Origin of the sequence: Herbaspirillum sp. ST 5-3 (assembly GCF_004804275.1) — a bacterium.
Lineage (GTDB): Bacteria > Pseudomonadota > Gammaproteobacteria > Burkholderiales > Burkholderiaceae_D > Noviherbaspirillum.
In genome coordinates this window covers 189,866-216,836 of record NZ_STGI01000009.1, presented here as the reverse complement: position 1 = coordinate 216,836, position 26,971 = coordinate 189,866, and the positions used below count along the sequence as shown (strand labels likewise).

The following is a 26,971-nucleotide window of genomic DNA, read 5'->3' as shown; positions in this document are numbered from 1 at the left end:
CGGAGGGGAGATGGCTTTACCGAAACCTGGAGTGCCGGTGCGCGGATCGCGTACTGGTCGCCCGATCATGGTGCTGCTCGATTTGCTCGGACGGCGCTGGGTGTTGCGCATACTGTGGGAATTGCGCGACGAGCCGCTGACATTTCGCGCGTTGCGCGAACATTGCGACGACATGTCGCCGACGGTGCTCAACCAGCGTCTGCGCGAACTGCGTGACGCGGACATCGTTGTGCTTGAAGAACCGGGCGGCTATACCTTGAGCGGGCAGGGGAGACAGTTGCTGGCGTCGCTGATGCCTTTGCATCAGTGGGCCGAGCAATGGCAGAAGAAGCAGCTGGCGAAGGCGCGCGGCAAGTAGGACTTATCGCGCGACGCGCGCAGCTTGCGAGGAATGGAGCGGACGCACTTCCACCTTGCCGAGTTTCAGTGCGCGCGACAGGATCTTGTAGTTGTCGAGATCGAAGTCCGGGCGGGCAGCGGCTTCCAGCAGCAGCTGCTGCACATCGTGTTCTTCATGCACGGTGCCGAGGCTGCTCCAGTGATCGACCACGTGCATATCACGCCGTCCATCGGCGCCGGCCTCTACGATAGCAACCGGACCGCCATAGGGCCAAGACTGGATGCGGATGGAAGACAGCGCCTGCAGCAGGCGTTCCTGCTGTCGATCGGGCCGGCCCCTGTCGACGCACTCCTGCATGCAGCGTTGGGAAAGGCTCCCGGCACAGGGCTGGCCGGGCTGCGGACGATGCGCAAGTCCGAGCATCGCCAGGCATAATCCGTGTTGCTCGGCCAGCGCACGCAAGGCCGTTTGTGCCTTTTCGCGCGATGTGAACAGCCCGTGCAAACCTTGCGCCTTGCAGAAATCGACATCGCGTGCGTACACGAGGAACGGGCGCAAGGCGCCGGACGCATCGGGGCGCAATTGCCACGAACACAGCTCCGTTTCGCGGCGCTGACCGCAGTCATGCACCGGTTGCAGGCCCTTGCTCAACTGCGCGTGCAGCAATTGCGCGCCGACGTCTCCCGCCGTCTCATGCCATTCCAGCCGACGGACCTGGCGCGCCAGGTGCATGTCCTTGTACGACGGATGGTCGGTATGAAAGTGGGACAGGACGCGCTGGCGCAGATGCGCGGCCTTGCCGACATGCAGCGGGACGTCATGTTCGCCGTAGAACACGTAGACGCCCGGGCCGTCGGGCAGATCGTCCAGCTGATCGGGATCGAGATGCGCGGGCAGGTTGGGGCGATGCAGCAGCTGCTGAATGGAATCGAGCAGCATCTCGGCGGGCAGGGTTGCTTCCAGCTTGCGCCAGAATTGCCATAGCAGGTCGGCATCGGCCAGCGCGCGATGGCGGGTGTGCGCTGCCAGTTTGTGGCGCTCCACCAGCGCGTCCAGGCTGTGCTTGATCTCGTTGGGAAACAATTTTCGCGACAGCTTCACCGTGCACAGCACTTCGCAGCGCAAGTTCGCGTCGAAGCGCTTGAATGCATGGCGCAGAAAACCGTAGTCGAAACGCGCGTTGTGCGCGATGAACAAACCATCGCTCAGCCGCCGTACCAGCTCGTCGCGCACCATGTCGATAGTCGGCGCATCGCGCACCATGTCATCGTTGATGCCGGTTAGTTGCTGGATGAAGGGCGGGATCGGCATTTCCGGATTCACCAGTGTCGACCAGCGCTGCACGCCGGCGGCAGAGACCTCGACCATGCCGATCTCGGTGATGCGGTCGCAGAGGGGATTCGGCCCGGTGGTCTCGAGGTCGATGAAAATCAGTTTGCTGTAGTGGTTCAACATGAGGTCGCCATTCCGCGATGAAGTGCTGGCGACGCACAACGCCGATCACAGCAAGGAATGAAAATTCTCCGGCGGAGCGCCGAAGAAGGCATAACCATGTATTGACTGTGACTGCCGGGAAAAGTTCAGCCGGCAACAACGCGAATGCGCACATCGCCCAGCGTGACGACTTGTCCTGCGCGGATCTTGGCGGTCTTGCGCAATTCGAGCTTGCCGTCCACCGATACCTCGCCGGCTGCGACGATCGCCTTGCCGGCTCCGCCGCTGTCGCAAACGCCAACCAGTTTCAGCAGCTGGTTGAGTTCGACGTAGTCGCCATGAAGGCTGAATTCGAGGGATTGCATCTTTTTCCTTGTTGGTCTTGCGTGGCGAGAAGAGGCTGCATTGTAACGGATCAGAGCTGCCGCGCCTCGAAGGTATTGCAGGCGCCGACCTTCCCGGTTTCGATGCCGCGCTTGAACCAGTGCACCCGCTGCGCGGAGCTGCCGTGCGTGAATGAATCGGGCACCACTTCGCCTTGCGATTGACGCTGCAAGGCATCGTCGCCTATGGCGCTGGCGGCATTGAGCGCGGCTTCCACATCGCCGGCTTCAAGGATGTCGCGCGTCCGGTCCGCGTGATTGGCCCAGACGCCGGCAAAGCAATCGGCCTGCAGTTCCAGCCGTACCGATAGCGCGTTGGCCTGCCTTTCCGAAGCACGTCGCCGCGTGTTCTCGACCTTGGCCGAGATACCCATCAGGTTCTGCACATGGTGACCGACTTCATGCGCGATCACATAGGCCTGCGCGAACTCGCCCGAGACGCGAAAGCGTTCGCGCATGAGCCGGTAGAAGCTCAGGTCGATGTAGATTTTCTGATCGCCCGGACAATAGAACGGTCCCGTCGCCGACACGCCGGTGCCGCAGGCAGTCGGCGTGCTGCCGGAGAACAAGACGAGGTGCGGATCGACGTAGCTTGCGCCTTGCTCGCGGAACAATTCGGTCCAGGTGTCTTCGGTATCGGCCAGAACCGTCGATACGAATTTCTTCATCTGGTCCGACTCGGCGGATTGCTGCGGCGCTTGCTGGACCGTCGAAATCTGCCCCTGGCCGCCCGTCAGGATGCTCAGTATGGTCATCGGGCTGACGCCCAGGAAATACGATGCGATCACCGCGATCGCGATGGTGCCCAGGCCGACCGAGCGGCCGCCCAATCCGAAGCCGCCCGCGCCGCGACGGTCTTCCACGTTCTCGCTTTCGCGATTGCCTTCCCACTTCATGCCTTGTCTCCATTATGCAAACATCTGTTCAGCATAGACGGTTTGCGCCAAACAAGCAGCGGGATCTGCACTTCGCGAAGTGCGTCAGGGCAAGATCAAAGCAGGCGTGCCAGCAAGGCCTTCTCGTAGCGTGCATCCAGCGGTATGCGGACACGGTGTCCGCTGCCGGCGGCGACACGTAGTGGTTCGCCTTCCTGCGTGCGCATGTCGGCAAGCGTCACGACCTGATTGCCGGCAGGGTGGATGATCTCGAGCCGATCGCCGACCGAAAAACGATTCTTTACTTCAACTTCCGCCCAGCCATCGACGACCGATTGCACATCGCCCACGTAATGACTGCGATGCACTTCGGATACGCCGCTCATGTAGTTCTGGTATTCCTGCGTATGGTGGCGCTGGTAGAAGCCATCGGTATAGCCGCGGTTGGCCAGGCCCTGCAATTCGCCAAGCAGGCTTTCGTCGAAAGGCCGCCCCGCGACCGCATCGTCGATTGCGCGGCGATAGACTTGCGCGGTGCGTGCGACGTAGTACAAGGACTTGGTGCGGCCTTCGACCTTCAGCGAGTCGACGCCGATCTTCACCAGGCGCTCGACATGCTCGACCGCGCGCAGGTCCTTGGAATTCATGATGTAGGTGCCATGCTCGTCTTCGAGTATCGGCATCAACTGGCCGGGACGACCGGCTTCCTCGATCAGGTAGGGGCGGTCGGCCAGCGGATGCCGCGGCGTGTCGCCCAGCGCGGCGAAGGACTGGTTCGCTTCTTCCAGCGCCTGCTGGTAATTGAACTGGATGGCTTCCACTGGTACGCGGGCGATATCGCCGCTCGCATCTTCCGAGGCATTCATTACCTTGTAGTCCCAGCGGCAGGAATTGGTGCAAGTGCCCTGGTTGGGATCGCGATGATTGAAGTAGCCGGACAACAGGCAGCGTCCCGAGTAGGCGATGCACAAGGCACCATGCACGAAGACTTCGAGTTCCATGTCCGGGCATTGCTGGCGGATTTCCTCGATTTCGTCGAGCGACAGTTCGCGCGACAGGATCACGCGCGTCAGACCCATGCGCTGCCAGAACTTCACGTCGGCCCAGTTCACCGCATTCGCCTGTACCGACAGGTGGACCGGCACTTCCGGCCATTTGTCGCGCACCATCATGATCAGGCCGGGGTCGGCCATGATCAAGGCATCCGGCTTCATCGCGATCACGGGTTCCATGTCGCGCAGGTAGGTCTTCAGCTTGGCGTTGTGCGCAAAGATGTTGCTGGCGACGAAGAACAATTTGCCACGCGCGTGGGCTTCGCCGATACCCGCGGCGAGTGACTCCAGCGACGAGAATTCATTATTGCGGGCGCGCAGGCTGTAGCGCGGCTGGCCGGCATAAACGGCGTCGGCGCCATAATCGAAGGCGGCGTGCATTTTTGCCAGGGAACCGGCGGGCAGGAGGAGTTCGGGAGAGCGGAGCATGATGCGATATCCAGATCGAGCGGAACCCGACATTATACCGGGCAGGAAGTCGCTATATTCTTGATAACCTTGCAAGTCGTGGCTATGCCAGACCAGTTTTGACCAACCCTACATCGCCACCCGGTCCCGCCCATCCTCTTTCGCCCGGTACAAGGCTGCATCGGCGGACGAAATCAGCGCCTCGGCATTCTGCCCGGGCTCCAGCATCGCGACGCCGAATGAAGCGGTGATGTGCGGCAGGGGTTTCCGCAATTCGCTGAACACGGCTGCTTGTCGTACGCTGTCGCGCAGCCGCTGGGCGACCAGCAAGGCGCTTTTTTGATTGGCGGCAGGGAGAATGACGATGAGTTCCTCGCCGCCGAAGCGGGCGGCGAAATCGGTCGGGCGCAGGCCGGAGCGGATCGCCTTCGCAGCAACTTGCAGCGCGTGATCGCCGGATACATGGCCGTGTTCGTCGTTGAATTGCTTGAAGTGATCGATATCGATCATGATCAGCGACAGCGGGCTGTTGACGACATGTGCGTTTTCGACCATGGCCGGCAGGTTGTCGTTGAGCCATGCGCGATTGTGCAGACCGGTCAGGCCGTCGACCATCGACAACTGGCGATAGAACTCGCCGACCTTCTGGCGTCGGCGCAGTTGCGCGTTGGCGGCGCGAATGCGGAAAGACAGCAAACGCAGCAGGTTGCGCGCGACGCCGTTGGACTCGTCAACCAGCTTCCACAGCGTATCGGCAGGAATGACCAGCAAATCCGAGTCCATCAGGGTGCTGATGTGGTCGGAACTGGCTTCGCCGTCCAGCACCGACAGCTCGCCCACGCATTCGCCGGGCAGAATCCTGGTGGCCGCCGCATCGCCCGGAGCAGCGTGTGCGTCCATATGTGTGAGACTGAGCGCGCCGCTCAGCACGATATAGAGTCGTGCGCCTTTCTCCCGCGATTCCTGCACCGGCTGGCCGGCTTGCAGGTGTATCACCGGACAATCGGCCAGCAGGGCGGCGATTTGTTGATGCGACGTTCCCTGGAATAGCTGGATATCGCTGAGCGCGTATCCGGATGCTTCGAAAGTGGTGTGTGGTTCCAAGGTCATTTCGCTCGCTGTCTTTTCCGAAAACCGGCTCTTACCACCACACTTGCCGGGTCAATGCCACTTTCACGATATAGCCGAACAACATCAGCGCAATGACGAATGCCACCGTGCGGATGCCTTTGGTCTTGCCGCGCTTGATGGCCACGGAGCCGACGAGAATGTAGGCGATCAAGGCGAGTACCTTCGCGGTAAGCCAGTTCTGCACGAAGGGGTACTGGCCGCTCCATACCACCATCGTCAGTGCGCTTGTCAGCAGAACGGTGTCGATCACATGGGGCAGGATCTTCAGCGGACGCCGGTTCAGCAGCGGCGAGTCTGCCAGCATCAGCATGCCGCGTGCGAGGAAGAGGAGGCCGCTCAGCGCGGCGCAGGTCATGTGGAGGTATTTGATCGCCAGGTAGCTCATCGATTGTCGCGTGCCTTGGGTTGCATCATGCGTTGAGTCGTGCAAGTCGGGCTACATTCTATCAATGTCGGCCGGCGGCGGCGATTTTCTTCTGATTTAAAAAACGGATGGGCACTTTCATGCCCATCCGGGCCATCTCGATACGTGACGAACTCGTTTCATCAATAGGATGGTTCGCGTTCGTGCCGGAATCGGTGCTGGCAAGACGTTTGACGCGTCAAATAGCGGTGCCTGTTTCGATAGGCAGAACGCCACGCAAACAGGTCGGGCGTAAACTGCAGGACGAGAGCAAGATCCGCTTCAATCGCAGGAATATCGGAATTTATCGTCAAGATACAAGGGCAATACCAAGGTCCGGATGTCGGCGGATCGTGCCGCCTGACACAGGCCGGTCCGCGCGCCATTGACATTGTCCCGGTACTTCTTTGCGTATTCCGCGTTGAATACCGGTTTGCCCTGGTCGGTGAACGCGGTGTACACGTCGCATTCCTGATACTGGTGGCACTGCTCATTGATGGCGAAGTCGAAATAGGCGGCCAGTTCTTCTACCTGCTCGACATCGTTCTTCAACGCAACCACCAGACCGCGTGCGTGCGCTTCTGCAGCCAGGAAGCGGTTGTAGTCCAGTTGCGTGGACGCGTTGAGCGGAAATCCGGGGTCGTTGGTGTACCCGTCGACGTTGTCCGGCTCCACGCCATCGCAACCCTTTGCCTTGGCGAGGTCCAGGCGCTTCTGCATGATCTGACGCACATTGGCCGAACGCGTATCCAGCCAGCGCTCACCAGCCCAACCCGACAATGCGTTGCCCTTGTCGCTGGCGAGGAACTGATTGAAATCAGGCCGCCAGTTTTCGGAGCTGCCGGCCGAGAAGTAGCAGACCACGTGTCTTCCCTGCGCCTTGAGCGAGTCGATCGTGGATTGTGGTGCATCGAACAGGTCGATGTCGTAAACATTCACCGCATAGCCGGTATTGATTTGACCGCGGAGCTGCCATTGCCATGTGTCGTTCACGGCAGGAGTCCATGCGCTTGAACTGGTCGTAGTGGAAGAGACCTGGACGGCGGTAAGTGTTTTCGATGATGCGGTGGAATCAGAAGATGCGACGCCGGAATCGGGGCCGCTGCCGCCACACGCGGCAAGAGCAGCGGCACATACTGCAGATAGTGCGAAGCGAAATGGTGTGGAACGCAGCGGAGCGAACATGGTGGATTGTCCGCCGAGGCGTGCGCTAATGCGATGTGTCATCCAATTAGTCAACATGGATATCCTTTCAGTGAATGAATCGACGTTTCATCGTCGATTGCCGTTCCGGGTTCCGGGGCGTTTCCCTCGCAACCGGCGCTGGCCAAGCTCAGCCCGGGAAGGCTTTGCTCGCATTGGATAAGGACTGCAAGGCGCGATTCCCGTTGTCGAACCAAACGACGTGCTGTGAAGCAGAAGTTAGCATCGAACGCGCCTGAGGCAATTTATACAGAAGTATGGCGGTACGCTTCCTGATTCACGCTTCCCCAGCAAGGGCAGCGGGCTTTTCCTCGGCGTTCAGGGCATTCTCCTTGAAGGCCTTCCAGTTGGGAATGATGTGTTCCTCGATATAGGCTGCGGTCTGCCAGGCAGGTATGTTTTTATGCTCGGCCTGAATTAACTCCTTCAAGCGCAAGCGAAATGCCTTCTGCAGTTGTTTGTCATCGTGGCGCAGATCCGGATCCTCGGCGAGCAGTTTCGGCAAGGACTTTTTTGCTTCGCCATAAATGGCATCGCGCGCCTGTTCGGACAGCGGCGCGACCGGGATGATGGAGCCCTGGCTGCTCTTTTCGTCTGCATCAAACGGGATCGAAACCACCGTCATGACTTCTTCGATCTGGCGCGTATCGCAATAATCATGTGCGAAGGCGAGATGATCGGTGAGCAGGCGTATTCCCTTGTTGAATACCGCATCCTGCCGCTCGGCAGGGACGCTGTCTCGCACTCGCTCGATATGCAGCACCACGTAGGACAACACGTGACCGGGAGAGTGGTGGAAATCATTAAACGATGCTTTTCTCAAGCCGAGCGCTTTTTTGAACATCGATGTGGCCACCGCGCTTGCTTCGTCGATGTGGGGGTGATCATTGGCACAAGTGGTCAACGCTTCGGTCAGTCTCGTTTGAATGGCACCGATCTGTGCGCGCTGTTGATCCATGGTGCCGCGCAGATCTTGCGGGAAGTGCGCGGCAAGCAGATCGATTCTCTTGCCGAAGAAAGTGGTCAGGCGCCAGTTGTGCGCCCTCGTGTTCGCCAGCTGATCGAGTTCGTTGACGCCTTGTTCAGCGTAATCGGGCAGGATCAGTTGCGGCACAGCGTGGCCTTGCTGGCGCAAGTCAATGACGCGACGGTTCGCATCGGCGATGGCTTCCGGCAGGAGCGGGTTGCCTTGCAAATTGATTTCCCGAGCGCCTGCACGGAGCAATGTGTCCGGAATTTGCGTGAAGCGGTTGTCGCGCAAGTCGAGACGACGAACGTCTCGCAAGTACTGGAAATTGTCCGGTATGTCGTCCTGGCTCAGATCGCTTTGCGAAAGAGTGATTCTCAGGTCGGCGGAAATGCAATCCATGTAGAGGCCGCCGCGCCGGTTCAATGGCTTTCCCGCTTCACACCAGTCGCCGATGAACTGAAGCATGGTTTGTGGAGACAGGAAGTTTTTGTGCAGGTCCAATCTGCGGAGATGCGGCAAGCGGCACAGCCCGTCGGGCAGTGTGGTGAGATGGTTGTCAGTGAGATCGAGCTTTTCAAGAAGTGGCAGATCCTTGATCTCGTCAGGCAGGGTGATCAGCTGGTTGCGCCAAAGAGTGAGGCGCCGGAGCCCCTTCAGATCGCCGATATTAGGCGGCAGATCGGCAAGTCGATTACCATTGAGATTGAGCTCTCGAACTTCTGCCAAATATTCGATGCCCCGTGGCACGGTACTGAGTTGATTGCCACTCAGATCGAGCACTTGTAGCAGCGTCACATCGCCTTGACAGTCCTGCAGCGATTCCGGGGCATATCTCGCCAGCCACGCAATGGGAAGCCTATGTCGGTAGGCGGTGGTCAATGTTGTCCAGTTCGATTTCAGCAAGTCAGAAAGCATTTCCCTGGGAAACGCCTCTCGGTTTTCATCGATGGCTTTCCAGTCTTTTTCAAGCTGATTCAAAAAGTAGTGCCGTTTGATGGCTTCGGGCATGCCGATGTGGAATGTCCGTCGCTGAAAAATCACTGGTTGCTCGCGGGAGAGGCGAGCATCTCCTGCCGCGTGATGATCGCGGGTATGCGTAATTTGTGAAGCCGGCAGAGGCTGAGTGATGCGGCGCATAAAAATTTTGTGAACAGGAATGGCGAGCGAAAAAGCTTGCAAGAGTATCCTCGTCGGCGTTGGCGCCTGACTCTGCGTCCGCTACGTTTTCAATCGTTTGTCAAGTGGTGGCGGCAGGCTTCTCCTCGGTGTCCAGGGCATTTTCCTTGAAGTACTGCCAAAAGGGGATGAGGTCCTTTTTGAGATAGTCCATGGTGTCCTTGGCAGTAATGCCTTTGTGCTCGGCAGGGATGATCTCCGTCAAGTGCTTGCAGAAGGCTTCTTGCAGACGCGCATCGTCGTCGTGCTCTTGCAGACGCGCATCATCGTCGTGCAAATGAGGATGCTGGGCCATAAATTGCGGCAAGCTTATTTTGGCTTTGTCAAAGACGATTTCGTTTATCTCGGACTGCGGTGGCCTGTAGCTGATGGCAACGTCCTCTTCATTAAATAGAGAAATTACCTTGATGGTATCTTCGATCTGACGCGCATCGCAATACTTCACACCATTTTCCTGAGCTTCCGCCAATTGGGTCGCGAGAGTGTTGATGCCAGTGCTGAACACCTCCTCTTGCTTGTCGGGTGCGGCGTTGTCACGTACCCGCTCGATATGCAGCATCACAAAGGACAGCACGCGGCCGGGTGAGTATTTGAAGCCTTCGGCATAAGCGAAATCGTTGGCATAAGCATTACGCAAGCCGAACGATTGATCAAACATCGAGTTGGCAACCTCACGTGCGGCTTTGATGTCGGGGTGGTCGGAAGCATAGGTTCCTAATGCTTTGTTCAGTCGCGATTGAATGGCGCTGATATCGCCCAACTGTTGATCCTCGCTGCCGCGTAACTTGTCTGGGAATTGCGCGACAAGCTGATCGAACTGAATTCTGTGGAATTTCTGCAGACGCCGGTCGTGCGTATCTCGCAGGCGATCAATCTGATCAGGATCGAAGTATTCAGGCAGAAGCAGTTCCGGCGCGGCACGGCCTTGCTGGCGTAACTCTTTGACACGACGCATGGCATGGGCGATGGCTTCGGGGGAGAGCGGATTGCCAGTCAAGTCAATGTGCTTGGCGCCGCAGGTCAGAAGTGCATCGGAAACCTGCGTGATTTTATTGTCGCTCAAATCCAGACGATCAAGTTTCGGGAACTGACCCAGCCCCTCGGGCCACGACCTGAATTGATTGCCGCGAAGATTCAGCTCTCTAAGCTGCTTCAAATTGCCGAAATCCGGTGACAGGGTGGAGAGTTTGTTCCAGGAAAAATCGGCCCATCGAAGCCGCTTCAAGTTGCCAAATTCCGAAGGCAGGGCCTCGAGCTTATTGTTGGCGAGATCGGCATTTTGGAGCTGCGTCAAATTACCGAATTCCGAAGGCAGGACGGTAAGTTTGTTGCTGGCGAGCGTGACATTTTGAAGACCCGTCAAATTGCCAATTTCTTTGGACATGGCGGTGATTTCGTTACCGCTAAGATGAAGCGTTTTTAGTCCGGTCAATGTGCCGATGTCGTCAGAAACGGTGGTGAGTCGGTTAAAGGAAAGGTTCAGCGTTTCAAGTTGCTTCAACTTACGGATTCCCTTGAACGCGTCAGTGATTTGGCTGCCTATAAGATCAAGCACTTTTAGTCCGGTCAAGGTACTGAACCTGTCGGACACAACGGTGATTTGGTTATGGGCAATATTGAGCTCTTTCAGTTGCGTCATTTCCTCCAGAGCCGGAGGCAGGTCCGAAAAATTGTTGGCGGAAAGGCGGAGCTTGCGTAGGTTTTTTAAATTGCCGAATTCGGGGGGGATGCTGGCAAGCTCGTTGGAGCCAAGATCGAGTTCTTCAAGGCTTCTCAGGTTGCCGATTTCAGGGGGTATTTTGTCGAGTTTGTTGTTCCGGAGATCGAGCCGTTTAAGGCCCGGAAAATTACCGATTTCCGCTGGCACGGTCTTGAGTTTCGATGACAGGTCGATCTTCTGGCACCGGCTCGAAATATCATGAATATCTTGCAGGATGTTTTCCAATCGATGAGGAAAGGCAAGTCCCAACAAGGTGATGGGAACGCCTTGTTTGTGTGCGGTGACCAGATGTTCCGGATCCGATTTCAGATCGTCCGAAAACGTTTGCCGGGGAAACTTCTCTTTCACGTACTTGTTGTCCGTCCGTATTGCCTTCCATTCTTTGTCAAGCTTGTTCAAAAAGTGATGCCGATTGATGGCCTCTGGCATGTTCATGCCGAGGACACGACGCTGATACCTGTCCTGTGATGCGCGTAGTTGCGTTGCGACGGATTCGGTAGCCCGTTGGCGCTGATCGGGAAGTTGAACGGCTTGTGCATTCGGGGCGCGCTGGCCGGGGAGTTGGCCAGCCTGTGTATTCTGCGAGCGCTGACCGAGATGTAGCAGGTTGCGAAGCATAACGGCTTCTCTCTGGCAAAAAAGCTTCGTGATTGACGTTTTGAAAACGGTTTTAAGTCACGGCAGAGATCGCAGTAGTCATTGCAAGATATTGCGGCAAATAAATTCTCCACTTCTTCCTGAGTAAGGATTTGCCATGCTTGGTTCCATGGAAATTCGGGGCGTTTGCGCCATGAAACCGGCAACAGGGCTATTCACAGACCCAATATCTGATATCGGCAATCGCAATTGGATTTATCACTGTTGCGTCACTACACTGCCTTTAAGCAAGAGACTTTATTGAAGAGGAATACATCATGTCTGCGCTGACATTTGGATCACATGCCCCGGCGGAGGCCGGTGTCACTTACGCACAGAACGTCGGACGTGCCGCTCGCGCGCTGCTCGCCGCATTGCTCGCCGTGCCGGCGCGGAAGCAAACAGCCGCTGATGAGGCTGCCGCATCGGCCCGGCACATCAACGGCGAAGACACGGCGCTTTTCCGCCTGTATCGTCTGGCAAGCCCGTATGATGCGATCATGCCGAACCTGCAGCAGGAATTGATGGTGATGGCGGGTCGCGACTGAGCGAAAGATCGGTTTTTCCCGGCAAACGGCGGTTGCTGCCAGTTGTTTGCCGGCTTGCTTGAACGGCACTGCATGATTGCATGCATGCCGTTTTTTTATTTCTGGCGCAGAATCGTGCGAAACGTCAGATTGATTCTTGCCTTGCGCGCGTCGCGCTCCTTGACGATGGCATGTTGCCAGAACCTTTGCGTCGCGCCTTCCATCAGCAGCAGGCTCCCATCCGTCAATGCAATCGATACCGGTTTCAGATCTTTCCTGGTCTTGTGGCGGAATCTGAATGTGCGCGTCTCCCCGAGGCTCAATGAGGCAATGACTGGCATGCTGCCGAGCTCCGGTTCGGCGTCGCTGTGCCAGCCGACACTGTCCTGTTCATTGCGGTACAGGTTGAGCAGCACGCTGTTGAACCGATGTCCGGTTGCCTGTTCGATATCCTGCTTGATGCACAGGAGGGTGTCGGTCCACGGATGCGGATTCAGCAGCACGCCCGAGTAGGCGTAGCTGCTTCCGGCATCGCCATACCAGGCCGACAATCGCGGTTGCAGATGCGCCTTGCCCCACAAGACGATGGTTTCCTGTTGCCAGAGAATTTCATGCAGCAGGAGATCCATCAGCTCGCCGGAAACAGGCGGCCGATAGAAAGCCTGCATGAATCTCACTTGCGCATCCGGCATCGGAATCGATTCCGGTGCGCTGCTGCCTTCGAACAAGGAAAAGCTGTCGCTCATTGCGCGCTCACGACGCCTGAAAGGGTAAACAGGCAGCGAGGCACGCTATTTCGGCCACAGGATCATCTGCGTGCAACGAAAGGTCGCGATCAGCTTGCCGGTGTCGCGGTGCCTGACGAGTGCGTCCCACACCTGGGTAGTGCGTCCGGCATGGACCGCTTTCGCTTCGCACTCGATCACGCCTTCGCGCGCGGTGCCGAGAAAGTTGCTCTTGAGTTCAATCGTGGTAAAGCTCGTCGCGCCTTCCGGTAGATTGGCGATGCACGCATAACCACAGGCGGTGTCGGCCAATGTCACGACGCTGCCTGCGTGCAGATAGCCGTTTGGCGCAAGGTGCGTGGGTTGGACGGCCAATTCGGCGTTGAGCGTTTCCTTGCCGACGTCGGTGACGACGATGCCGAGCAGTCCCGGCAGGAAGTTCTTTCCACGGTGGTTGAAGGATTCGGCGTTGAGAGTGTGTTGGGTGTGTTGCGAGTGTTGCATTTCATGCCTTTGCATCAAATGGAAATTGTGAATGACGGATCGGATTGCCGGCCCCTTCGTACCTTTCGCATCAGGCCGGCCAGCTCACTTTTTCCGGGCTGACGACGCCGTCTTCAACGTTGTTGGCATGCATGCTGCCTGCCATGGCCTGAATGACGATGTAGTACAGGTCTTCCTGCGAATGGTTGCGCCAGGTGCGCACACCTTCCGGCGCAACGCGGATGACGGTGCCTTCACGTACGTCGATGACCGTATCGTCGATCAGAAACTGTCCGCTACCCTTGAGGAAAATGTACAACTCCTCGTGCTCGCGATGCTGATGATAAAACGGAACGCTCTGCCCTGCAGGCAGCTTGTTCAATGATACCTCCATGCTCGTCATCCGCAGCGCTTCCTTGAGAAACAGCTTGCCGGGAAAGCCGCGACCCTTGCCCAGCGGATGAAAGAACTGATAGTTGTGCAGGTCTGTCAGCGCGCCGACCTGTGCTCCGGAAAAATTCGTTCCTTGGGTGACATCCAGATTTGTAGTGTGCATTGCCTTCTCCTATTCATAAATATATGTATATACACATAAAGCGCTAAAAAAAATCAGCCCGCGGTTTTCTGAACCAAATGAAAGACCGCTCGCGTCAATCCATCCAGATCTACGTCCGACGCGAGCTGTGCGAATTCCTTCTGCGCTTCCTTCCATAGCGGAAGCGCTTGCTGCAGGCGGTCTTCGCCGGCGCGCGTGAGCTTCCAGTGACGTTCACGGCGGTCTTCACCGGGACGAGCCTCTATCCACTTGTTCTCTTCGATGATCTTCAGCGTGCGCGTCAAGGTGGTGCTGTCCATGGCCAGGGCCTGTGCCATCGAGCCGGTCGTCAGGCCGGGACACGCGCTCAACAGACGCAAAATGCCGAACTGCGTGATCTTGACCCCGGAGGGTTTGAGCGTCTGGTCGTACATCTGCGTCACGATGCGCGAGGCCTGGCGGATCGAGCCGGCGTAGCAGGGCATTCTGAAAGGTTTCACGGCATGCGATGAAGAGAAACAGGATGGATGCAAGATAAATGCATATACATCTAATGTCAAGTTGCCGCCTATGTTGCCCGAGAGAGAGATTCAAGGATGGACAAAGCAATATTGAACTTCATGCAGCAAGCCGCCTTCCAACAGAGACGTCAAACATCGCCTGGAGTGTACGAATGAATTTCCCTTCGCAGCAGGAAGTCACACGATTTACCGGTCGCCGCACGGAAAATGCCGGCATGCGCCGCAATACCTTGTTGATCGCCGCCGGCGCCGCACTTGCGGCGGCAGCACTTGTGGTTCGCCAGCGCACGCTCGAAGCGGAGCGCGACAATCCGCCTTTGGGGAAATTCATCGAAGTCGAAGGCATCCGCCTGCATTACGTGGAGCGCGGCGAGGGGCAGCCGCTCGTCCTGCTGCATGGCGACGGCAGCATGATTCAGGATTTTGAATTGAGCGGCCTGATCGATCTCGCAGCGAAGAAATATCGCGTGATCGCCTTCGACCGTCCGGGTTATGGTTACAGCGAGCGTCCGCGTACGACAGTGTGGACGCCGCAGGCGCAGGCGGAACTGCTGCACTTTGCATTGCATCGGATGGGAATCGAGCGACCTATCGTGCTGGGTCATTCCTGGGGAACGCTGGTTGCGATTGCGCTGGCATTGCAATCGCCCGACTATGTGAAAAGCCTTGTCCTTCTCTCGGGCTATTACTATCCGACCGCGCGACTGGATGTGCCGCTTTTGTCGCCGCCTGCGATACCGATCATCGGCGACCTGCTGCGCTATACCATTTCCCCGCTGATCGGGCGCATGATCTGGCCGGCCATGAAGCGCCGCATCTTCAGCCCGGCGCCGATACCGGAACGGTTCTCGTCCGACTTCCCGGTATGGATGACGCTGCGCCCATCGCAACTGCGCGCATCCGCCGGCGATGCCGCGATGATGATTCCCGCAGCGTACTCATTGCATGACCGCTATCGCGAACTCGCGATGCCGGTAGTGATCATGGCGGGCGACGGCGACAAGCATGCAGACATGCACGTGCACTCGGAGGCCTTGCATCAGGACATACCGCACAGCACCTTGCATGTGACGCGAGGCGCGGGTCATATGATTCATCATCTGGTACCGGAGGAAGTGATGCGCGCCATCGACGAGGCGGCGGAAGCGGCCAGCGTCGAGCACCGCGTAACGGGCAAAAATGTTTTTCCGGCGTCGGTCCGGCTGAACTAGCGCCGCGCGCTTAATACGACGCGCGGTAGCGATATCCCTTGTAGTTCAGCACCATCCCGTTGGGCATCAGCTTCTCCAGGCGCAGCCCAGGTACGACCTCGTCGCCTTCATGCAGCAGCGTCTTGTTGATCAAGACGGTGCGGTCCGCCTTGCTGCTGGAATAGATGTAGCCGCCGATGGTGAGCGAAGGGATCTCTCCTTGAATTTGTGCCGGCAGCTCGCGCAGCGTCGCGACAGCCGGCTCTTCGGGCGCCTTGGGTGCCGGTGCGGGCCTTGATTCGACAGTCTTCGGATGCGTCTTCCGGCCCGGCGTCTTGTGCGCAATGCTTTCCCTCGCCGATGCAGGCGGCTCCGCTGCGGCCTCCTTCGGAACCGGCGCAGGGAACGCAGCAGTCTTGGCTGAGGAGGCTGGGGCTTTCTCTGCAATCTGCACCTGCGGCGCTGGCACGACAGGGACCGTTGCAGCAGCAACCGGTTTCTTCTCCTGGCTCGCACCAAACCACGCGCCGCCTGCGGCCGCAATGGCCAGGGCGGGCAGTGCAATCCACCATCGCCGCGGCCAGCGGGAGGCGGAGCGTTCGCCGCGTCCGGCGAGAACGGACGGCGAGTAGGATGGATTCGATACGCCGATCCGGCGTTCCGCCTCGGCCCTTCTGAGCGCATCGAGAATATACGACATTGATTACTCTCCCGATACCGGATATTCACGCAGGTGCGGCTCGACGATGCCGGCGATGCGATTGATGAACATGACCGTCACCGGACCGGCAATGCCGTCCACGAACAAGCCATGCGCGCGCTGGAACAGGCGTACCTGATTCTGCATCGCCGGTCCGAATGCCTGGCCGGCGGCCGGCGCTTCAAGGTCGTTGACCTTGGCGAGCTGGGTTGCGATCCAATCGACCTCCGGTCCGATGCGGCCGAGGCCCACTGTACCGGCGAAGCCCTCCGGGGCACGCCACAAGGTGATGAATTCGCCGCGGAAGTGACGTGTCAATTCGGTCAGCGTCACATTCTGTACCGCGTCGCCCACCCGCAGGCTCGCTCCGGCGTCGCCGAGGCTGGTCAGCAAGGCGTAGGAAACCTTGTTCTCGGCATCGTAAAGCTTGAGGGCAGCGGGGCGGTCCAGCTTCCTCAGCTCGGCGAATCCACTGTTGCTGCGATGGCAGCGCAAACCGCTGTCCCTGGCCGTATCGCATGGCTCGTCGCCCGCAAGCGTCACATTCCACAGCGACGACAGTTCGCGTACGGCATCCTGCTCGCTGCCCAGTCCGGCGAGGATGCGACCGTCCTGTACCGAGATGATGGGCTCCCTGTTTTTTTCGGTTTCGACCGGCGGTGCGGCGGAGGCCGCGGGCTGCACGATTTTTTCGGGGACGGGAGCGGGCGCGTCCTTGTGCTCGACCAGCTTGACGCGTTCGTCGGCAGCCGGGGCGGACCATCTGGCGCGCACCTCTTTCAGTACCGATTCGTCGCTTAGCGACCATGCGGCGCCGCCAGCCAGTAAAGCGGCGAGCAAGCCGAGTGCTGCCGCGCTCCAGTGCCGCCGCTTGCGGGGCGTCTGGCTGTCCTGATTGATGAACAGCTCGCCGGATGCGTGCTCGATGGTCTCGCGATCGATTTCATGCGCACCGTTTGCGTACGCGCCAAGCATCGCCCGATCGCACAACAGGTTGATGCGTCGCGGAATGCCGAGCGTGAGCCGGTGGATCTGCTTCATCTGCGGCTGCTGGAAGGGCGCCGCGCCGGTCAGGCCGGCGGTCGTGAGGCGGTGCTGGATGTAGCTGGCGGTTTCCTGTTCCGACAGCGCCGAGAGGTGGTAGTGCGCGATGACGCGTTGCGCCAACTGCTCCAGCTCCGGACGCAGCAGCATCGCGCGCAGTTCCGGCTGGCCGATCAGGATAATCTGCAACAGCTTGCGCTCGTTGGTCTCCAGGTTGGTCAGCAGACGCAACTGCTCGAGCACGTCGGGGGAAAGATTCTGCGCCTCATCGATGATCAGTACATTGTTCCTGCGCTCGGCATGCGCCGACAGCAGGAAGCGGTTGAGCGCATCGATGTAATCCTTGACGCCACCGCCCGGTTGGCACACGACATGGAATTCTTCGCAGACCGCCTGCAGCAGCTCGATGACGGTCAGCTTGGGATTGAAGATATAGGCGAGGTTGCAGTTGCCCGGCGCCTGTTCGAGGAAGCAGCGGCAGATGGTGGTCTTTCCGGTGCCGATGTCGCCGGTCAGCAGCACGATCCCGCCGCCGGCGTCGACGCCGTACAGCAGATGCGCAAGCGCCTCGCGATGGCGCTCGCTCATGAACAGATAGCGCGGGTCCGGCGAAATCGAGAACGGCGTCTGTTTCAGCCTGAAAAACTGTGTATACATGACAAGGGCAAGGCTACCACAAGTGCATGAACGAGGGGCTGCGCTCAAGCATATTCCAGGCCTTCCGATGCGGCTTTGATAGAATGCAATACACGACGCGGGCATCCGCCCGATCCTGTGTTCACCCTCTTTTTCACCATTCCGGGAGACCTCATGCGCACACTCACTGCCTCGCTGTTGCTCTGTTCCATGTTGTCTGTTTCCGTTACTGCACTCGCTGCCGGCCAGATGAAGCCCGGCCTGTGGGAAATGAAAATGACGTCGGATGAACTGAAAAACATGCCGAAGATGCCGCCCGAGCAGATGGAGCAGATGCGCAAGATGGGCGTGAATGTACCGCAGATACAGGATGGCGCAATGGTAACCAAGGTGTGCATCACCAGGCAGATGGCCGAAGCCGACCAGCCTCCCGCCATGAATCAGAAGGACACCGGTTGCCAGTCGAAGAATTATCAGCGCAGCGGCAATACCTACAGCGTCGATGTGGTCTGCAATGGCCAGCAGATGAAGGGCGAGGGCAAGGCGAAAGGTACGTTCTCGGGCAACGAGAGCTTTACGTCGACCTATGATTTCAAGGGAACAATGCATGGACAGCCCGTCAACCTGCATCACGAGACCAGTGGCAAGTGGCTGGCTTCCGATTGCGGCGCCGTGAAGCCGGTTGGCGAGATGATGCCGAAGAAGTGATCGCTTGCCGCGCAGGGATTTTCCGGACAGAGGACAGCGATGGGACGCCGCTACCACTATCACGTGTACGTGGTTGAACTCTCGAAGGATGTTCTGTACGAAGGGCGCTTCCGGAAATCCAATCCCGACTACATCGAGGGCAAACCCTGCGTGTATGTCGGCATGACCGGACTCAATCCGGACCTGCGTTTCGACAAGCACAAGGCCGGCATCCAGGCTAACCGCTACGTGCAGGAATTCGGGCTGCGGCTGCTGCCCGAACTGTACGAGATGTATAACCCCATGCCTTACAGCGGCGCGCGCGAAATGGAAGTCGAACTCGCGATCGGCCTGCGCGAAGCCGGATACGGCGTGTGGCAGGCCTAGCCTGCACGCTTCAGAACCCGAGTCCTGCTCCCGAACTCATCCCCGTACTCGTCCCTGTGCCTGTTCCCGACATGCCGCCCGGGATGCTGATGGTCCCGGTCGTACTTCCCGTCGGCCCGAAGCTGGGGGGAGTGAGGGCGCTACTGCCGGATGTGCCCGTACCACCGATATTGAGCGGGTTGGCGAGGCCGCTCAAGTCGCCGGTATTGCTCGCCTGAATCAGGTGTCCGATAAAGTGCTGCTGCGGTACGATCTGTCCGCGAATTTCTCCGTCCGGAAACGCTGCACTATGTACATTGAAGTAGAGGTTGCCGGCACGCAGCGCGTCGTACTGGGCTGTCGTGAGCGTTGTGCGAGCCAGCCAGACCGGGCTTCCCGGCCCGGCGGAAACCAGCGAGACGATGATCGGCCCGGCAATGCCGGGGGCGCCTTGATGAATATGCGCGGCGGTTCCCGCGATACCTGTGGTGGTGAGCGCAGCGATCATTTGCCGCGTGTTCGGATCGATCACGATCGTCCCTGAACCGTGCGCGCTGCTGACGTTGGGCGGCACTTCCTGTGATCCGCGCAAGGCGGAAAGAAAATTCGCGATGGATGGAAGCGCGGCCGGGACGTTGGCGCTGGTGCTCGTAGTGCCGGTATTGACGCTGGCGGTCCGATTGGCGTTGGGGTCTTCCGACAGGATCTGGCCGCGGATTTCCCCGTTCGGAAATGCGGCACTGTGCACATTGAAATAGTAATTGCCTGATCGCAGCGTGTTCACCTGGTCATCCGTCAGCGTGGCGTGCGTGGTCCATATTCCGCTGCCGGGAATGGTCTCGCTCAGTGGAAAAACGATCGGGCCCGCTGTGCCTGGCGGACCCTGGTGGATATGCGCGGCCGTGCCGGTAATGCCGGTCGTCGTCACGATCGCCGTCATCTCGCGCGTGCTCGCATTGAGTACCAGGGTTCCCGATCCCAATGCGACACTGTTTGTGGGCGGTGTCTCTTGCGGGCCGGACAGCGAGGCCGCGAAGGCATCGCCCAGCTCCCGTTCCGCTGCCTGAATCGAGGCGGACGTCGTGGAGGTATTCGTTGTGACCCCGCTGTCGCCGCCACCACCACCGCAGGAGAGTAATGCAATTGCCGCGATGGCAAGACATGCATGGGAAATGAACCGGTTGCTGAAGAATTTCATGGAGGGCCTCCTGACCGTGTCGGGCAGATGCACACATTTCGAAGCAGGGCGGCAACGGTTGATGAACGGTGTTCAACGCGACCGGTCGATGACATCAATGTACGTGTCAGGCCCACGCGCATTTTTCCCTTCGGAACACTGATGAACGTCGATATGCCGGAAAGAACACCATGCGAAGCGGCGACGCAGCGAATAATCTTGAGATGCAGTCCTGGCAGCGGAGTTCAGAAGGAAGTATTGAGGCAGTCGCAGTGTGCGCCCGCCACCGGCTTGTGTGCATCGGCGCTGCGCCATGCCGGCAATTCCGCGCAGCTGATTTTTCCAAACCGGAAGGCCAAGGTAGACTTGCGTCATGCACAACGAAAAAAACACACTTGCGGCTCAGTCACGCGCGCCTGGCATGACTTCCTCACCGCTTGCGAAAGCGCTGGCCGGGCTTGCCGCACTAGCCGTAGCGATGGGCATCGGGCGATTCGCCTTTACGCCGATATTGCCGATGATGCTGCAGGATTCCGGCTTGTCGATTTCCGATGGCGGGCTGCTGGCGTCCTCCAATTACATCGGTTATCTGCTTGGCGCCTTGAGCGCGATGGCAATACGCATTCGCCCGGAGCGGGCGATCCGCGCCGGGTTGCTGGCAATTGGAATTACCACGCTCGCGATGGGCTGGCACATGCCGTTCGCGGTCTGGCTGCTGCTGCGTCTGCTGGCCGGTGTGGCGAGCGCCTGGGTGCTGATTTCGGTGTCGGCATGGTGCATGGAGACGCTCGCGGCTTATCAGCGGCCGTTTCTCAACAGCCTGGTATTTGCCGGCGTCGGAAGCGGGATTGCGACTGCGGGCCTGCTGTGCATCGTGCTGATTCGGCTTGCCGCGCATTCCGGCCAGGCATGGTTGACGCTCGGATTGCTGTCCTTGCTGGCAACGGCAGCGAGCTGGCGTTTCTTCCCGCCGCATGAAGTGCCGATGGGCAGTGCGCAGGCTGCTGCACATGGCCGCTATCCATGGACGGCGGATGCCATACGCCTGGTCTGCTGTTACGGCATTTTCGGTTTCGGCTACATCATCCCGGCGACGTTTCTCCCCGTGATGGCCAGAAATGCGCTGCACGGTTCACCATTGTTCGCCTGGTCGTGGCCGGTATTCGGTGTCGCGGCGGCGCTGTCCACGCTGACGGTGTCCATCCTGCTCAGGCACGCGAGCAATCGCGACATATGGAAGACAAGCCATATCATCATGGCGGCCGGCATCGCACTGCCGGCGCTCTGGCCGGGGTTGCCGACGATTTTCGCCGCCGCCCTGTGCGTCGGCGGCACCTTCATGGTGATTACGCTGGTAGCCTTGCAGGAGGCCAAGCGCATCGCGGGACGCAACGCCACCGTGCTGCTTGCTGCGATGACATCAGCGTTTGCAGCAGGTCAGATTGCCGGGCCCTTGACCATTTCGGCGAGCGTCGGCGGCAATGGCGGTTTTGCGCCGGCCTTGATCACGGCTGCAATTCTGCTTGTGGCCGGCGCGCTGGTGCTGACGAAGAAGCCGGCCGATGCATGAGGGGTGATGGCGCTCACGCGGCTTCCGGCAGCGCGGATGCGGCCGGTCGCTTGCACGCCCACCACGCGCCGCCAACCAAGGCGGCGTGTGTCGCCAGCAATTCGAGTGCGACCATCTCGGCTTGTGCCGGTTGCAAGATCAGACTCGATACCTGAATGGCGCTCATCAGGATGGCCAGCACCAGATATCGTGCGCGGTTTTCCGCAATACGCCCCAGGCAAAGCAGCACGCCCGCCCACAACAAGGCCAGCTCCAGCAACAAGGCGAAAGCGCGGTAATTCCACCATCCCAGGCCCACTTTCACATCATCGAACCACAGGGGCAGATCGGGAACATGCACCAGCAGGTCAAGCAGCCAGTGCGAGCCAACCGCCATCCCGACCACCGCCGCCGTGCGCAAGCGCGCCGCAAGCGAGGAGGTGAAGAGCCAGAACAGGAGGGCGGCGCCAAGCGACCAGATGATTGCCGCCGCCAGACTGTGCGTGTACGGCATGAAATAGAGATCCAGTCCGTTGGATGCGGTAAAGCCCGGTATCACACGCAGCTTTTCAACGCCGAGAAGGACCAGCACGCTCCAGCACAGGTCGACCAGTTGGCATGCGATGAAATACGCCGGCAGCGACACGGCGGGCGCGGCACGCCTGGCCGCAAAGGCAGCGGAATAATGGCCGATGAACATTGTTCGTTGGCTCCGGAAAACATTGTCGACTTGTTACGATAACACAGGCGTGGCATCCGATAATTGCTGATCGGAACGATTAGTGGCATATTTCGAAGGAGTGGCGGGTCGCCTGTCCGGACTGCGTCGAATAAAAGTAAAAAGGGAAGCGGATGCTATTTCTGAAGAGTACTTCGGCGCCGGTTGCACCGGGTGTGTATGCAGTGGATGTTGCAGCCAAGCCACCGGGAAAGACCTACATGATTTACGTCGCGGTGGATGCCAGCGATCCGCCGGCCGGTTTCATCGAAGCGGTGGAGTCGATGGGTTTCAAGCAGGTGCTTTCCAAGCCTTATACGCATCACGACGGAAAGAAAATCGTCGACCTGCATTTCCAGAAAGCCGGCTCCGATATCTTTGAAGGCTGGACCGACGGCGAACGCGAAGCCAATCTGAAAAAAATGGAAGAAGTTTTTGCCCGCTTCAACGTCACGATTCATCCGCGTGTCATGTCTCTGGCCGAAGCATTTCGGTGAGCGCGCAAGGGCGTCGTCTTTGCACAAAAGCGATGCCATGCAGACCATAGTGTGCTAGGCTATACGCTCTTTCGGGCCCGTCCATCAGCAAGTTGAGCGGTGCCCGCAGGAGAATGCTGTTTACCTCCTTTCCCCTATCAGCGGGAGAGACCAGGAAATGTCGCAACGCACTTTGCGACATGTTGCCTCCCTACGGAACGCCAAAGACTACCCGCCTTTGTGCACACCGCAAACGATGGCAAGAACGTTTGCACGAGAGATCCCCAGTGTTGCGTCTCTGCTTCGCGCCCGCGCGCGAGCGGATGTCGTTTGCTTACTCCAAGACCCGTCGGGCTGGAGTTCGCTTGCGACATCGTGAAGCAATCCGAAGTCCGCACCAGACGGGCCACAGATGCGTTGACATACAACGAGCCCGTTCGAAAACCGTGGCGTCGCCGGCATCCCGGCAGGCGCGGTGCCGCGCATGGCGGCGCATGTTGCGGCTTTCGAACGTTCTCTTACAAGAACTGCTGACGATTACCATTTACTGACAACGACAACATGAATACGCTGGAAAAACAAGCACTCCAATATCACTCCGCCGGCCAACGCGGCAAGCTCGCCATCCAGGTCACCAAGCCGGTTGCCACGCAGGCCGACCTGGCATTGGCCTATTCGCCCGGCGTCGCGGTCCCTTGCGTCGAAATCAACAAGGATCCGGCCAAAGCCTATGAATACACCGCAAAGGGAAACCTGGTCGGCGTCATTACCAACGGCACCGCGGTGCTGGGCCTGGGCGACATCGGCGCGCTCGCCGGCAAGCCGGTCATGGAAGGCAAGGCGGTGCTCTTCAAGAAGTTCGCGGGCATTGATTCCTTCGATATCGAGATCGACGAAACCGACCCGGAAAAGCTGGTCGAGATCGTCGCCGCATTGCATCCGACCTTTGGCGGCATCAACCTGGAAGACATCAAGGCGCCGGAATGCTTTTACGTCGAGCGCCGGCTGCGCGAACGTTTGTCGATCCCGGTTTTCCATGATGACCAGCACGGTACAGCGATCGTGGTCGGCGCCGGCTTCCTGAATGCGGTGCAACTGACCGGGCGCGATGTCTCCAAGGTGAAGGTCGTCTGCTCCGGCGCCGGTGCGGCGGCGATGGCCTGTCTCGACATGCTGATCGATCTCGGCGTGCGCCGCGAAAACGTCTATGTCTGCGACAGCCGCGGCGTTCTCACCACCGAGCGTGAACTGACGGAAGAAAAGCGGGCCTGGGCACAAGCGACATCGGCCAGAACCCTCTCCGACGTGATCGGCATGGCCGATGTCTTCCTCGGCGTGTCGGGCCCCGGCCTGCTCAAGCAGGAGGACGTGCAAAAGATGGCTGCCAAGCCGATCGTGTTCACGCTCGCCAATCCCGAGCCGGAGCTGCGGCCGGAACTGGTGCGGGAAGTGGCGCCGGATGCGATCATCGCCACCGGCCGCTCCGACTATCCCAACCAGATCAACAATGCCTTGTGCTTCCCCTACCTGTTCCGCGCCGCACTCGACTCCGCCGCGACGACCATCAACCAGGCAATGAAGCGCGCCTGTGTTGTTGCACTGGCTGCAATGGCGCGCGACGACGAGCAATTTGGCAAGGAGTACATCGTGCCGACCTTGCTGGACAAGCGCTTGCTGACCGGCGTCACACCCCTGATTGCTACTGCCGCGTTTGAAAGCGGTGTTGCGCGCAGACAGCTCAATGAGCAGGAGTACCGTGTGCAGCTGGAGGCACTGGCGAAGACGCTCCTTTAAACCTTATGCATCCGTGCTGACAACGCGGTCGCGGCCGCCATGTTTTGCGCGATACATGCGCTGGTCGGCAATCTCGACCAGCGCCTTCCAGTCGGCGCTTGCATCGGCAATACGCTCCGCAATTCCGATGCTGGCCGTGATGCGCAGGTTGTCCGGGCGCACGCCGAAACCGATTGCCCGCAATCGCGCAACTGCAGCCTCTGCTTGCGCCAGATCGGTATTGGGCATGATCACGACAAATTCTTCCCCGCCCCAGCGGGCGAGCGTGTCGCCGCGACGAAGGTTGGCGCCGATGATCTCCGTGACGCCGATCAGAACCTGATCCCCGGCTTCATGACCGAAGCTGTCGTTGATGCTCTTGAAGTGATCGAGGTCAATGAAGGCAACCGCCATGGGCGAATTGCCGCGGCTGGCGATATTGAATTGCAGGTCCAGCATTTCCTCTCCGCTCTTGCGCGAAAACACGCCGGTCAGCGGATCGCGATTGGCCTGGCGCACCAGCGCGATCATGAATGCCAGCTGGCTGATGCCGGCCAGCATCGATACCCCGGTGATCAGCACCAGCAGCCAAAAAGCGCCGGCGAACGGTGACCAGCCTGTCGCGGCTGGATCAAAAAAGACGGACACGCCTTGCGCAAGGAGGATCGGACTGGCGATCAACAAGTTTTCCAGAAGCGTGAGCGGAAAGATCGACAGCCCGGAAAGGAGTACGAACGGCAGGAAAGCGTAACCCGTGCTGATCGCTGCTGAAAATCCGCTCAAATGATAGCTTGCCAGCAGCGTATGCGAACCGATGTAAAAGACAGTCGGAATGAAGAACAGCATTGCCAGCGCCCGATGGGCGTTGGGCAGATTGCCTCTCGGATGAAACCAGGCGAGCAGGGCGGCAAATGCGACCGATGCAAGAACGCGCATCAGCGCCAGGCCGAGCCAGAGCGAAAAGGGAAATGCCAGGAAATCGACCACGCTCCATAAGGGAGTCACTACCGCGAACAGGAAGGCGAAGAGTCGGACGCGATTGACGATCAGCATCGCACGCCGGCGTGTCAGCAGGGGGGAGTGCTCGCGCGAGAACGCCAGCCACGCGAGTTTCGGTTGATTCAATTCTCCCGGCATGAGGCCGGTGAGTCGATGCCACAGGACATCCGTGATGCGCTTCATTATCGTTGGAGATGCCTGGCAAAAACAGTATGTGCCGCGCAGTGCATGCGCGGTATGCATCCTGCGGAAACTGAAGCAGGGTTCAGGAATTGCGAATGACCACCAGCCTCGACAGACCGAGGAAATTCACTTTCTTCACCGACAGGATCTCCCAATTGTACTTGAGGATTTGTTCGTCATAACAAAAGTCGGAGCGGAAGCCGATCTTGTTGGAGAGCTTGCGTACAGCGCGTTCCAGGAACCACCAGAAGCGGCTGCCGCTGAAGTGGTTGAGAATCAGGATGGTGCCGCCCTTGCGGCATACGCGGCGGATTTCGGCGACCAGGCGTTCCGGATGCGGCGTCACCGACAGTACGTAAGGAATCGCCACGCAGTCAAAACAGGCGTCGGGAAAGTCCATTGCTTCTGCATTCATGGCCGCCAGATGGATATTCCGGCCCGCAAGTTTCGCCGCGCGCTCGCGCGCGATGTCGAGCATTTCGTCGGAGATGTCGATGCCGACCACGGCGGAGCCGGCAGGGTAGCGCGAGAGCGTCAATCCGGTGCCGACGCCCACCTCGAGTATCGACGCCGGTCGCACTGCGCAGACGGCCTGTGTCAGTGCGCGTCGTCCCGGTTCAAGCACTGCGCCGAACAGGCGATCGTAATGGGGAGCGTAGAAACGATAAGCGCTGACAACGTTGTCGACTGATATCGGGTTCATGGGCCGTTGATTGTGATTGTCGAACTGGAATGTAAGACCATTGGACATCTGAAAGTTCACTGCCCGTGCATGACAGGTCCTTGCCGCACTGATAACTTCTGTTTGAACCGTATCTGGCAGACGTCGGGCAGAAAGGCCGAGAAGCCGGGATCCGCGCGCTGTCCACCCCGGTTTTCCCGGCTTCAATACGTCAAAATTACCTTGAATATGGCTTGTTAAGTTGATATTTATCAAGAATAATCGGGCGT

27 protein-coding genes are annotated in these 26,971 nt (G+C 59.0%); 8 read left to right on the top strand and 19 right to left on the bottom strand.

The window, feature by feature from the left end:
* Nucleotides 1–10 precede the first annotated feature (10 nt).
* Nucleotides 11–358, top strand: a complete 348-nt coding sequence (locus E6W33_RS18160) for a helix-turn-helix domain-containing protein (RefSeq protein WP_136418722.1) — start codon at nt 11–13, stop codon at nt 356–358.
* Between the two features lie 3 nt (nt 359–361).
* On the opposite strand, the gene E6W33_RS18155 is transcribed toward E6W33_RS18160, so the two are convergent.
* The 9 genes from E6W33_RS18155 to E6W33_RS18115 form a co-directional block, all read right to left on the bottom strand.
* Nucleotides 362–1,795, bottom strand: a complete 1,434-nt coding sequence (locus E6W33_RS18155; protein WP_136418721.1) for a 3'-5' exonuclease family protein — start codon at nt 1,793–1,795, stop codon at nt 362–364.
* 125 nt (nt 1,796–1,920) lie between these two features.
* Nucleotides 1,921–2,139, bottom strand: coding sequence for an RNA-binding S4 domain-containing protein (locus tag E6W33_RS18150; RefSeq protein WP_136418720.1), 219 nt, complete (start codon nt 2,137–2,139; stop codon nt 1,921–1,923).
* Between the two features lie 50 nt (nt 2,140–2,189).
* The gene (locus E6W33_RS18145; RefSeq protein WP_136418719.1) at nt 2,190–3,053 is read right to left on the bottom strand and encodes a neutral zinc metallopeptidase; all 864 of its coding nucleotides are present in this window, start codon (nt 3,051–3,053) and stop codon (nt 2,190–2,192) included.
* Between the two features lie 95 nt (nt 3,054–3,148).
* Nucleotides 3,149–4,513: a tRNA 5-hydroxyuridine modification protein YegQ gene (yegQ, locus tag E6W33_RS18140; RefSeq protein ID WP_136418718.1), complete on the bottom strand. Its 1,365-nt coding sequence runs from the start codon at nt 4,511–4,513 to the stop codon at nt 3,149–3,151.
* A gap of 108 nt (nt 4,514–4,621) precedes the next feature.
* Complete coding sequence (locus E6W33_RS18135; RefSeq protein ID WP_348983166.1) at nt 4,622–5,602, bottom strand: GGDEF domain-containing protein; 981 nt, start codon at nt 5,600–5,602, stop codon at nt 4,622–4,624.
* Between the two features lie 31 nt (nt 5,603–5,633).
* Nucleotides 5,634–6,008: a SirB2 family protein gene (locus tag E6W33_RS18130; protein ID WP_136418717.1), complete on the bottom strand. Its 375-nt coding sequence runs from the start codon at nt 6,006–6,008 to the stop codon at nt 5,634–5,636.
* A 300-nt stretch (nt 6,009–6,308) separates the two neighbouring features.
* Nucleotides 6,309–7,211 carry an endo alpha-1,4 polygalactosaminidase gene (locus tag E6W33_RS18125; RefSeq protein WP_136418759.1) on the bottom strand — a complete coding sequence of 301 codons (903 nt, stop codon included), beginning with the start codon at nt 7,209–7,211 and terminating at the stop codon, nt 6,309–6,311.
* Between the two features lie 295 nt (nt 7,212–7,506).
* Nucleotides 7,507–9,378 carry a leucine-rich repeat domain-containing protein gene (locus E6W33_RS18120; protein ID WP_136418716.1) on the bottom strand — a complete coding sequence of 624 codons (1,872 nt, stop codon included), beginning with the start codon at nt 9,376–9,378 and terminating at the stop codon, nt 7,507–7,509.
* 58 nt (nt 9,379–9,436) lie between these two features.
* Nucleotides 9,437–11,713, bottom strand: a complete 2,277-nt coding sequence (locus tag E6W33_RS18115; protein WP_136418715.1) for a leucine-rich repeat domain-containing protein — start codon at nt 11,711–11,713, stop codon at nt 9,437–9,439.
* 296 nt (nt 11,714–12,009) lie between these two features.
* On the opposite strand from E6W33_RS18115, the gene E6W33_RS18110 reads away from it, so the two are divergent.
* Entirely contained in the window at nt 12,010–12,279 is a 270-nt protein-coding gene (locus tag E6W33_RS18110; RefSeq protein WP_136418714.1) for a hypothetical protein, read from the top strand.
* A gap of 95 nt (nt 12,280–12,374) precedes the next feature.
* On the opposite strand, the gene E6W33_RS18105 is transcribed toward E6W33_RS18110, so the two are convergent.
* The 4 genes from E6W33_RS18105 to E6W33_RS18090 all read right to left on the bottom strand — a co-directional run bounded on the left by E6W33_RS18105 (nt 12,375) and on the right by E6W33_RS18090 (nt 14,486).
* Entirely contained in the window at nt 12,375–13,004 is a 630-nt protein-coding gene (locus E6W33_RS18105; protein ID WP_136418713.1) for an alpha-ketoglutarate-dependent dioxygenase AlkB, read from the bottom strand.
* Between the two features lie 45 nt (nt 13,005–13,049).
* On the bottom strand, nt 13,050–13,487 hold the full coding sequence (locus E6W33_RS18100; protein WP_136418712.1) for a PaaI family thioesterase: 438 nt from the start codon (nt 13,485–13,487) through the stop codon (nt 13,050–13,052).
* Nucleotides 13,488–13,557: 70 nt separating this feature from the next.
* Nucleotides 13,558–14,022, bottom strand: a complete 465-nt coding sequence (locus tag E6W33_RS18095; protein WP_136418711.1) for a cupin domain-containing protein — start codon at nt 14,020–14,022, stop codon at nt 13,558–13,560.
* A 53-nt stretch (nt 14,023–14,075) separates the two neighbouring features.
* A complete protein-coding gene (locus tag E6W33_RS18090; protein WP_211097372.1) occupies nt 14,076–14,486 on the bottom strand; it encodes a MarR family winged helix-turn-helix transcriptional regulator in 411 nt (136 codons plus the stop codon).
* 188 nt (nt 14,487–14,674) lie between these two features.
* Here E6W33_RS18090 and E6W33_RS18085 point away from each other — a divergent pair, with 188 nt between their 5' ends.
* Entirely contained in the window at nt 14,675–15,733 is a 1,059-nt protein-coding gene (locus E6W33_RS18085; protein ID WP_247869688.1) for an alpha/beta hydrolase, read from the top strand.
* A gap of 10 nt (nt 15,734–15,743) precedes the next feature.
* Here E6W33_RS18085 and E6W33_RS18080 read toward each other — a convergent pair whose 3' ends face one another.
* Both E6W33_RS18080 and E6W33_RS18075 read right to left on the bottom strand, forming a co-directional pair.
* The gene (locus tag E6W33_RS18080; protein WP_136418709.1) at nt 15,744–16,412 is read right to left on the bottom strand and encodes a general secretion pathway protein GspB; all 669 of its coding nucleotides are present in this window, start codon (nt 16,410–16,412) and stop codon (nt 15,744–15,746) included.
* A 3-nt stretch (nt 16,413–16,415) separates the two neighbouring features.
* Entirely contained in the window at nt 16,416–18,113 is a 1,698-nt protein-coding gene (locus E6W33_RS18075) for an ExeA family protein (protein ID WP_136418708.1), read from the bottom strand.
* 153 nt (nt 18,114–18,266) lie between these two features.
* Here E6W33_RS18075 and E6W33_RS18070 point away from each other — a divergent pair, with 153 nt between their 5' ends.
* Nucleotides 18,267–18,800 (top strand): DUF3617 domain-containing protein, encoded by a 534-nt coding sequence (locus E6W33_RS18070; protein WP_136418707.1) that lies wholly within the window; start codon nt 18,267–18,269, stop codon nt 18,798–18,800.
* A gap of 39 nt (nt 18,801–18,839) precedes the next feature.
* Nucleotides 18,840–19,166, top strand: a complete 327-nt coding sequence (locus tag E6W33_RS18065; RefSeq protein ID WP_136418706.1) for a hypothetical protein — start codon at nt 18,840–18,842, stop codon at nt 19,164–19,166.
* Between the two features lie 10 nt (nt 19,167–19,176).
* Here the strand turns inward: E6W33_RS18065 and E6W33_RS18060 are convergent, their stop codons facing one another.
* Nucleotides 19,177–20,343 (bottom strand): CHRD domain-containing protein, encoded by a 1,167-nt coding sequence (locus tag E6W33_RS18060; protein ID WP_136418705.1) that lies wholly within the window; start codon nt 20,341–20,343, stop codon nt 19,177–19,179.
* A 400-nt stretch (nt 20,344–20,743) separates the two neighbouring features.
* On the opposite strand from E6W33_RS18060, the gene E6W33_RS18055 reads away from it, so the two are divergent.
* Nucleotides 20,744–21,892: a YbfB/YjiJ family MFS transporter gene (locus tag E6W33_RS18055; protein ID WP_168798688.1), complete on the top strand. Its 1,149-nt coding sequence runs from the start codon at nt 20,744–20,746 to the stop codon at nt 21,890–21,892.
* A 13-nt stretch (nt 21,893–21,905) separates the two neighbouring features.
* On the opposite strand, the gene E6W33_RS18050 is transcribed toward E6W33_RS18055, so the two are convergent.
* Nucleotides 21,906–22,571, bottom strand: a complete 666-nt coding sequence (locus E6W33_RS18050; protein ID WP_136418703.1) for a metal-dependent hydrolase — start codon at nt 22,569–22,571, stop codon at nt 21,906–21,908.
* A gap of 152 nt (nt 22,572–22,723) precedes the next feature.
* Between E6W33_RS18050 and E6W33_RS18045 the strand changes: the two genes are divergently transcribed.
* Complete coding sequence (locus tag E6W33_RS18045) at nt 22,724–23,086, top strand: hypothetical protein (protein ID WP_136418702.1); 363 nt, start codon at nt 22,724–22,726, stop codon at nt 23,084–23,086.
* 540 nt (nt 23,087–23,626) lie between these two features.
* A complete protein-coding gene (locus E6W33_RS18040; protein ID WP_136418701.1) occupies nt 23,627–24,859 on the top strand; it encodes a malic enzyme-like NAD(P)-binding protein in 1,233 nt (410 codons plus the stop codon).
* A gap of 3 nt (nt 24,860–24,862) precedes the next feature.
* On the opposite strand, the gene E6W33_RS18035 is transcribed toward E6W33_RS18040, so the two are convergent.
* A complete protein-coding gene (locus E6W33_RS18035) occupies nt 24,863–26,020 on the bottom strand; it encodes a GGDEF domain-containing protein (RefSeq protein ID WP_136418700.1) in 1,158 nt (385 codons plus the stop codon).
* 82 nt (nt 26,021–26,102) lie between these two features.
* The gene (locus E6W33_RS18030) at nt 26,103–26,723 is read right to left on the bottom strand and encodes a methyltransferase domain-containing protein (RefSeq protein WP_168798687.1); all 621 of its coding nucleotides are present in this window, start codon (nt 26,721–26,723) and stop codon (nt 26,103–26,105) included.
* Nucleotides 26,724–26,971 lie beyond the last annotated feature (248 nt).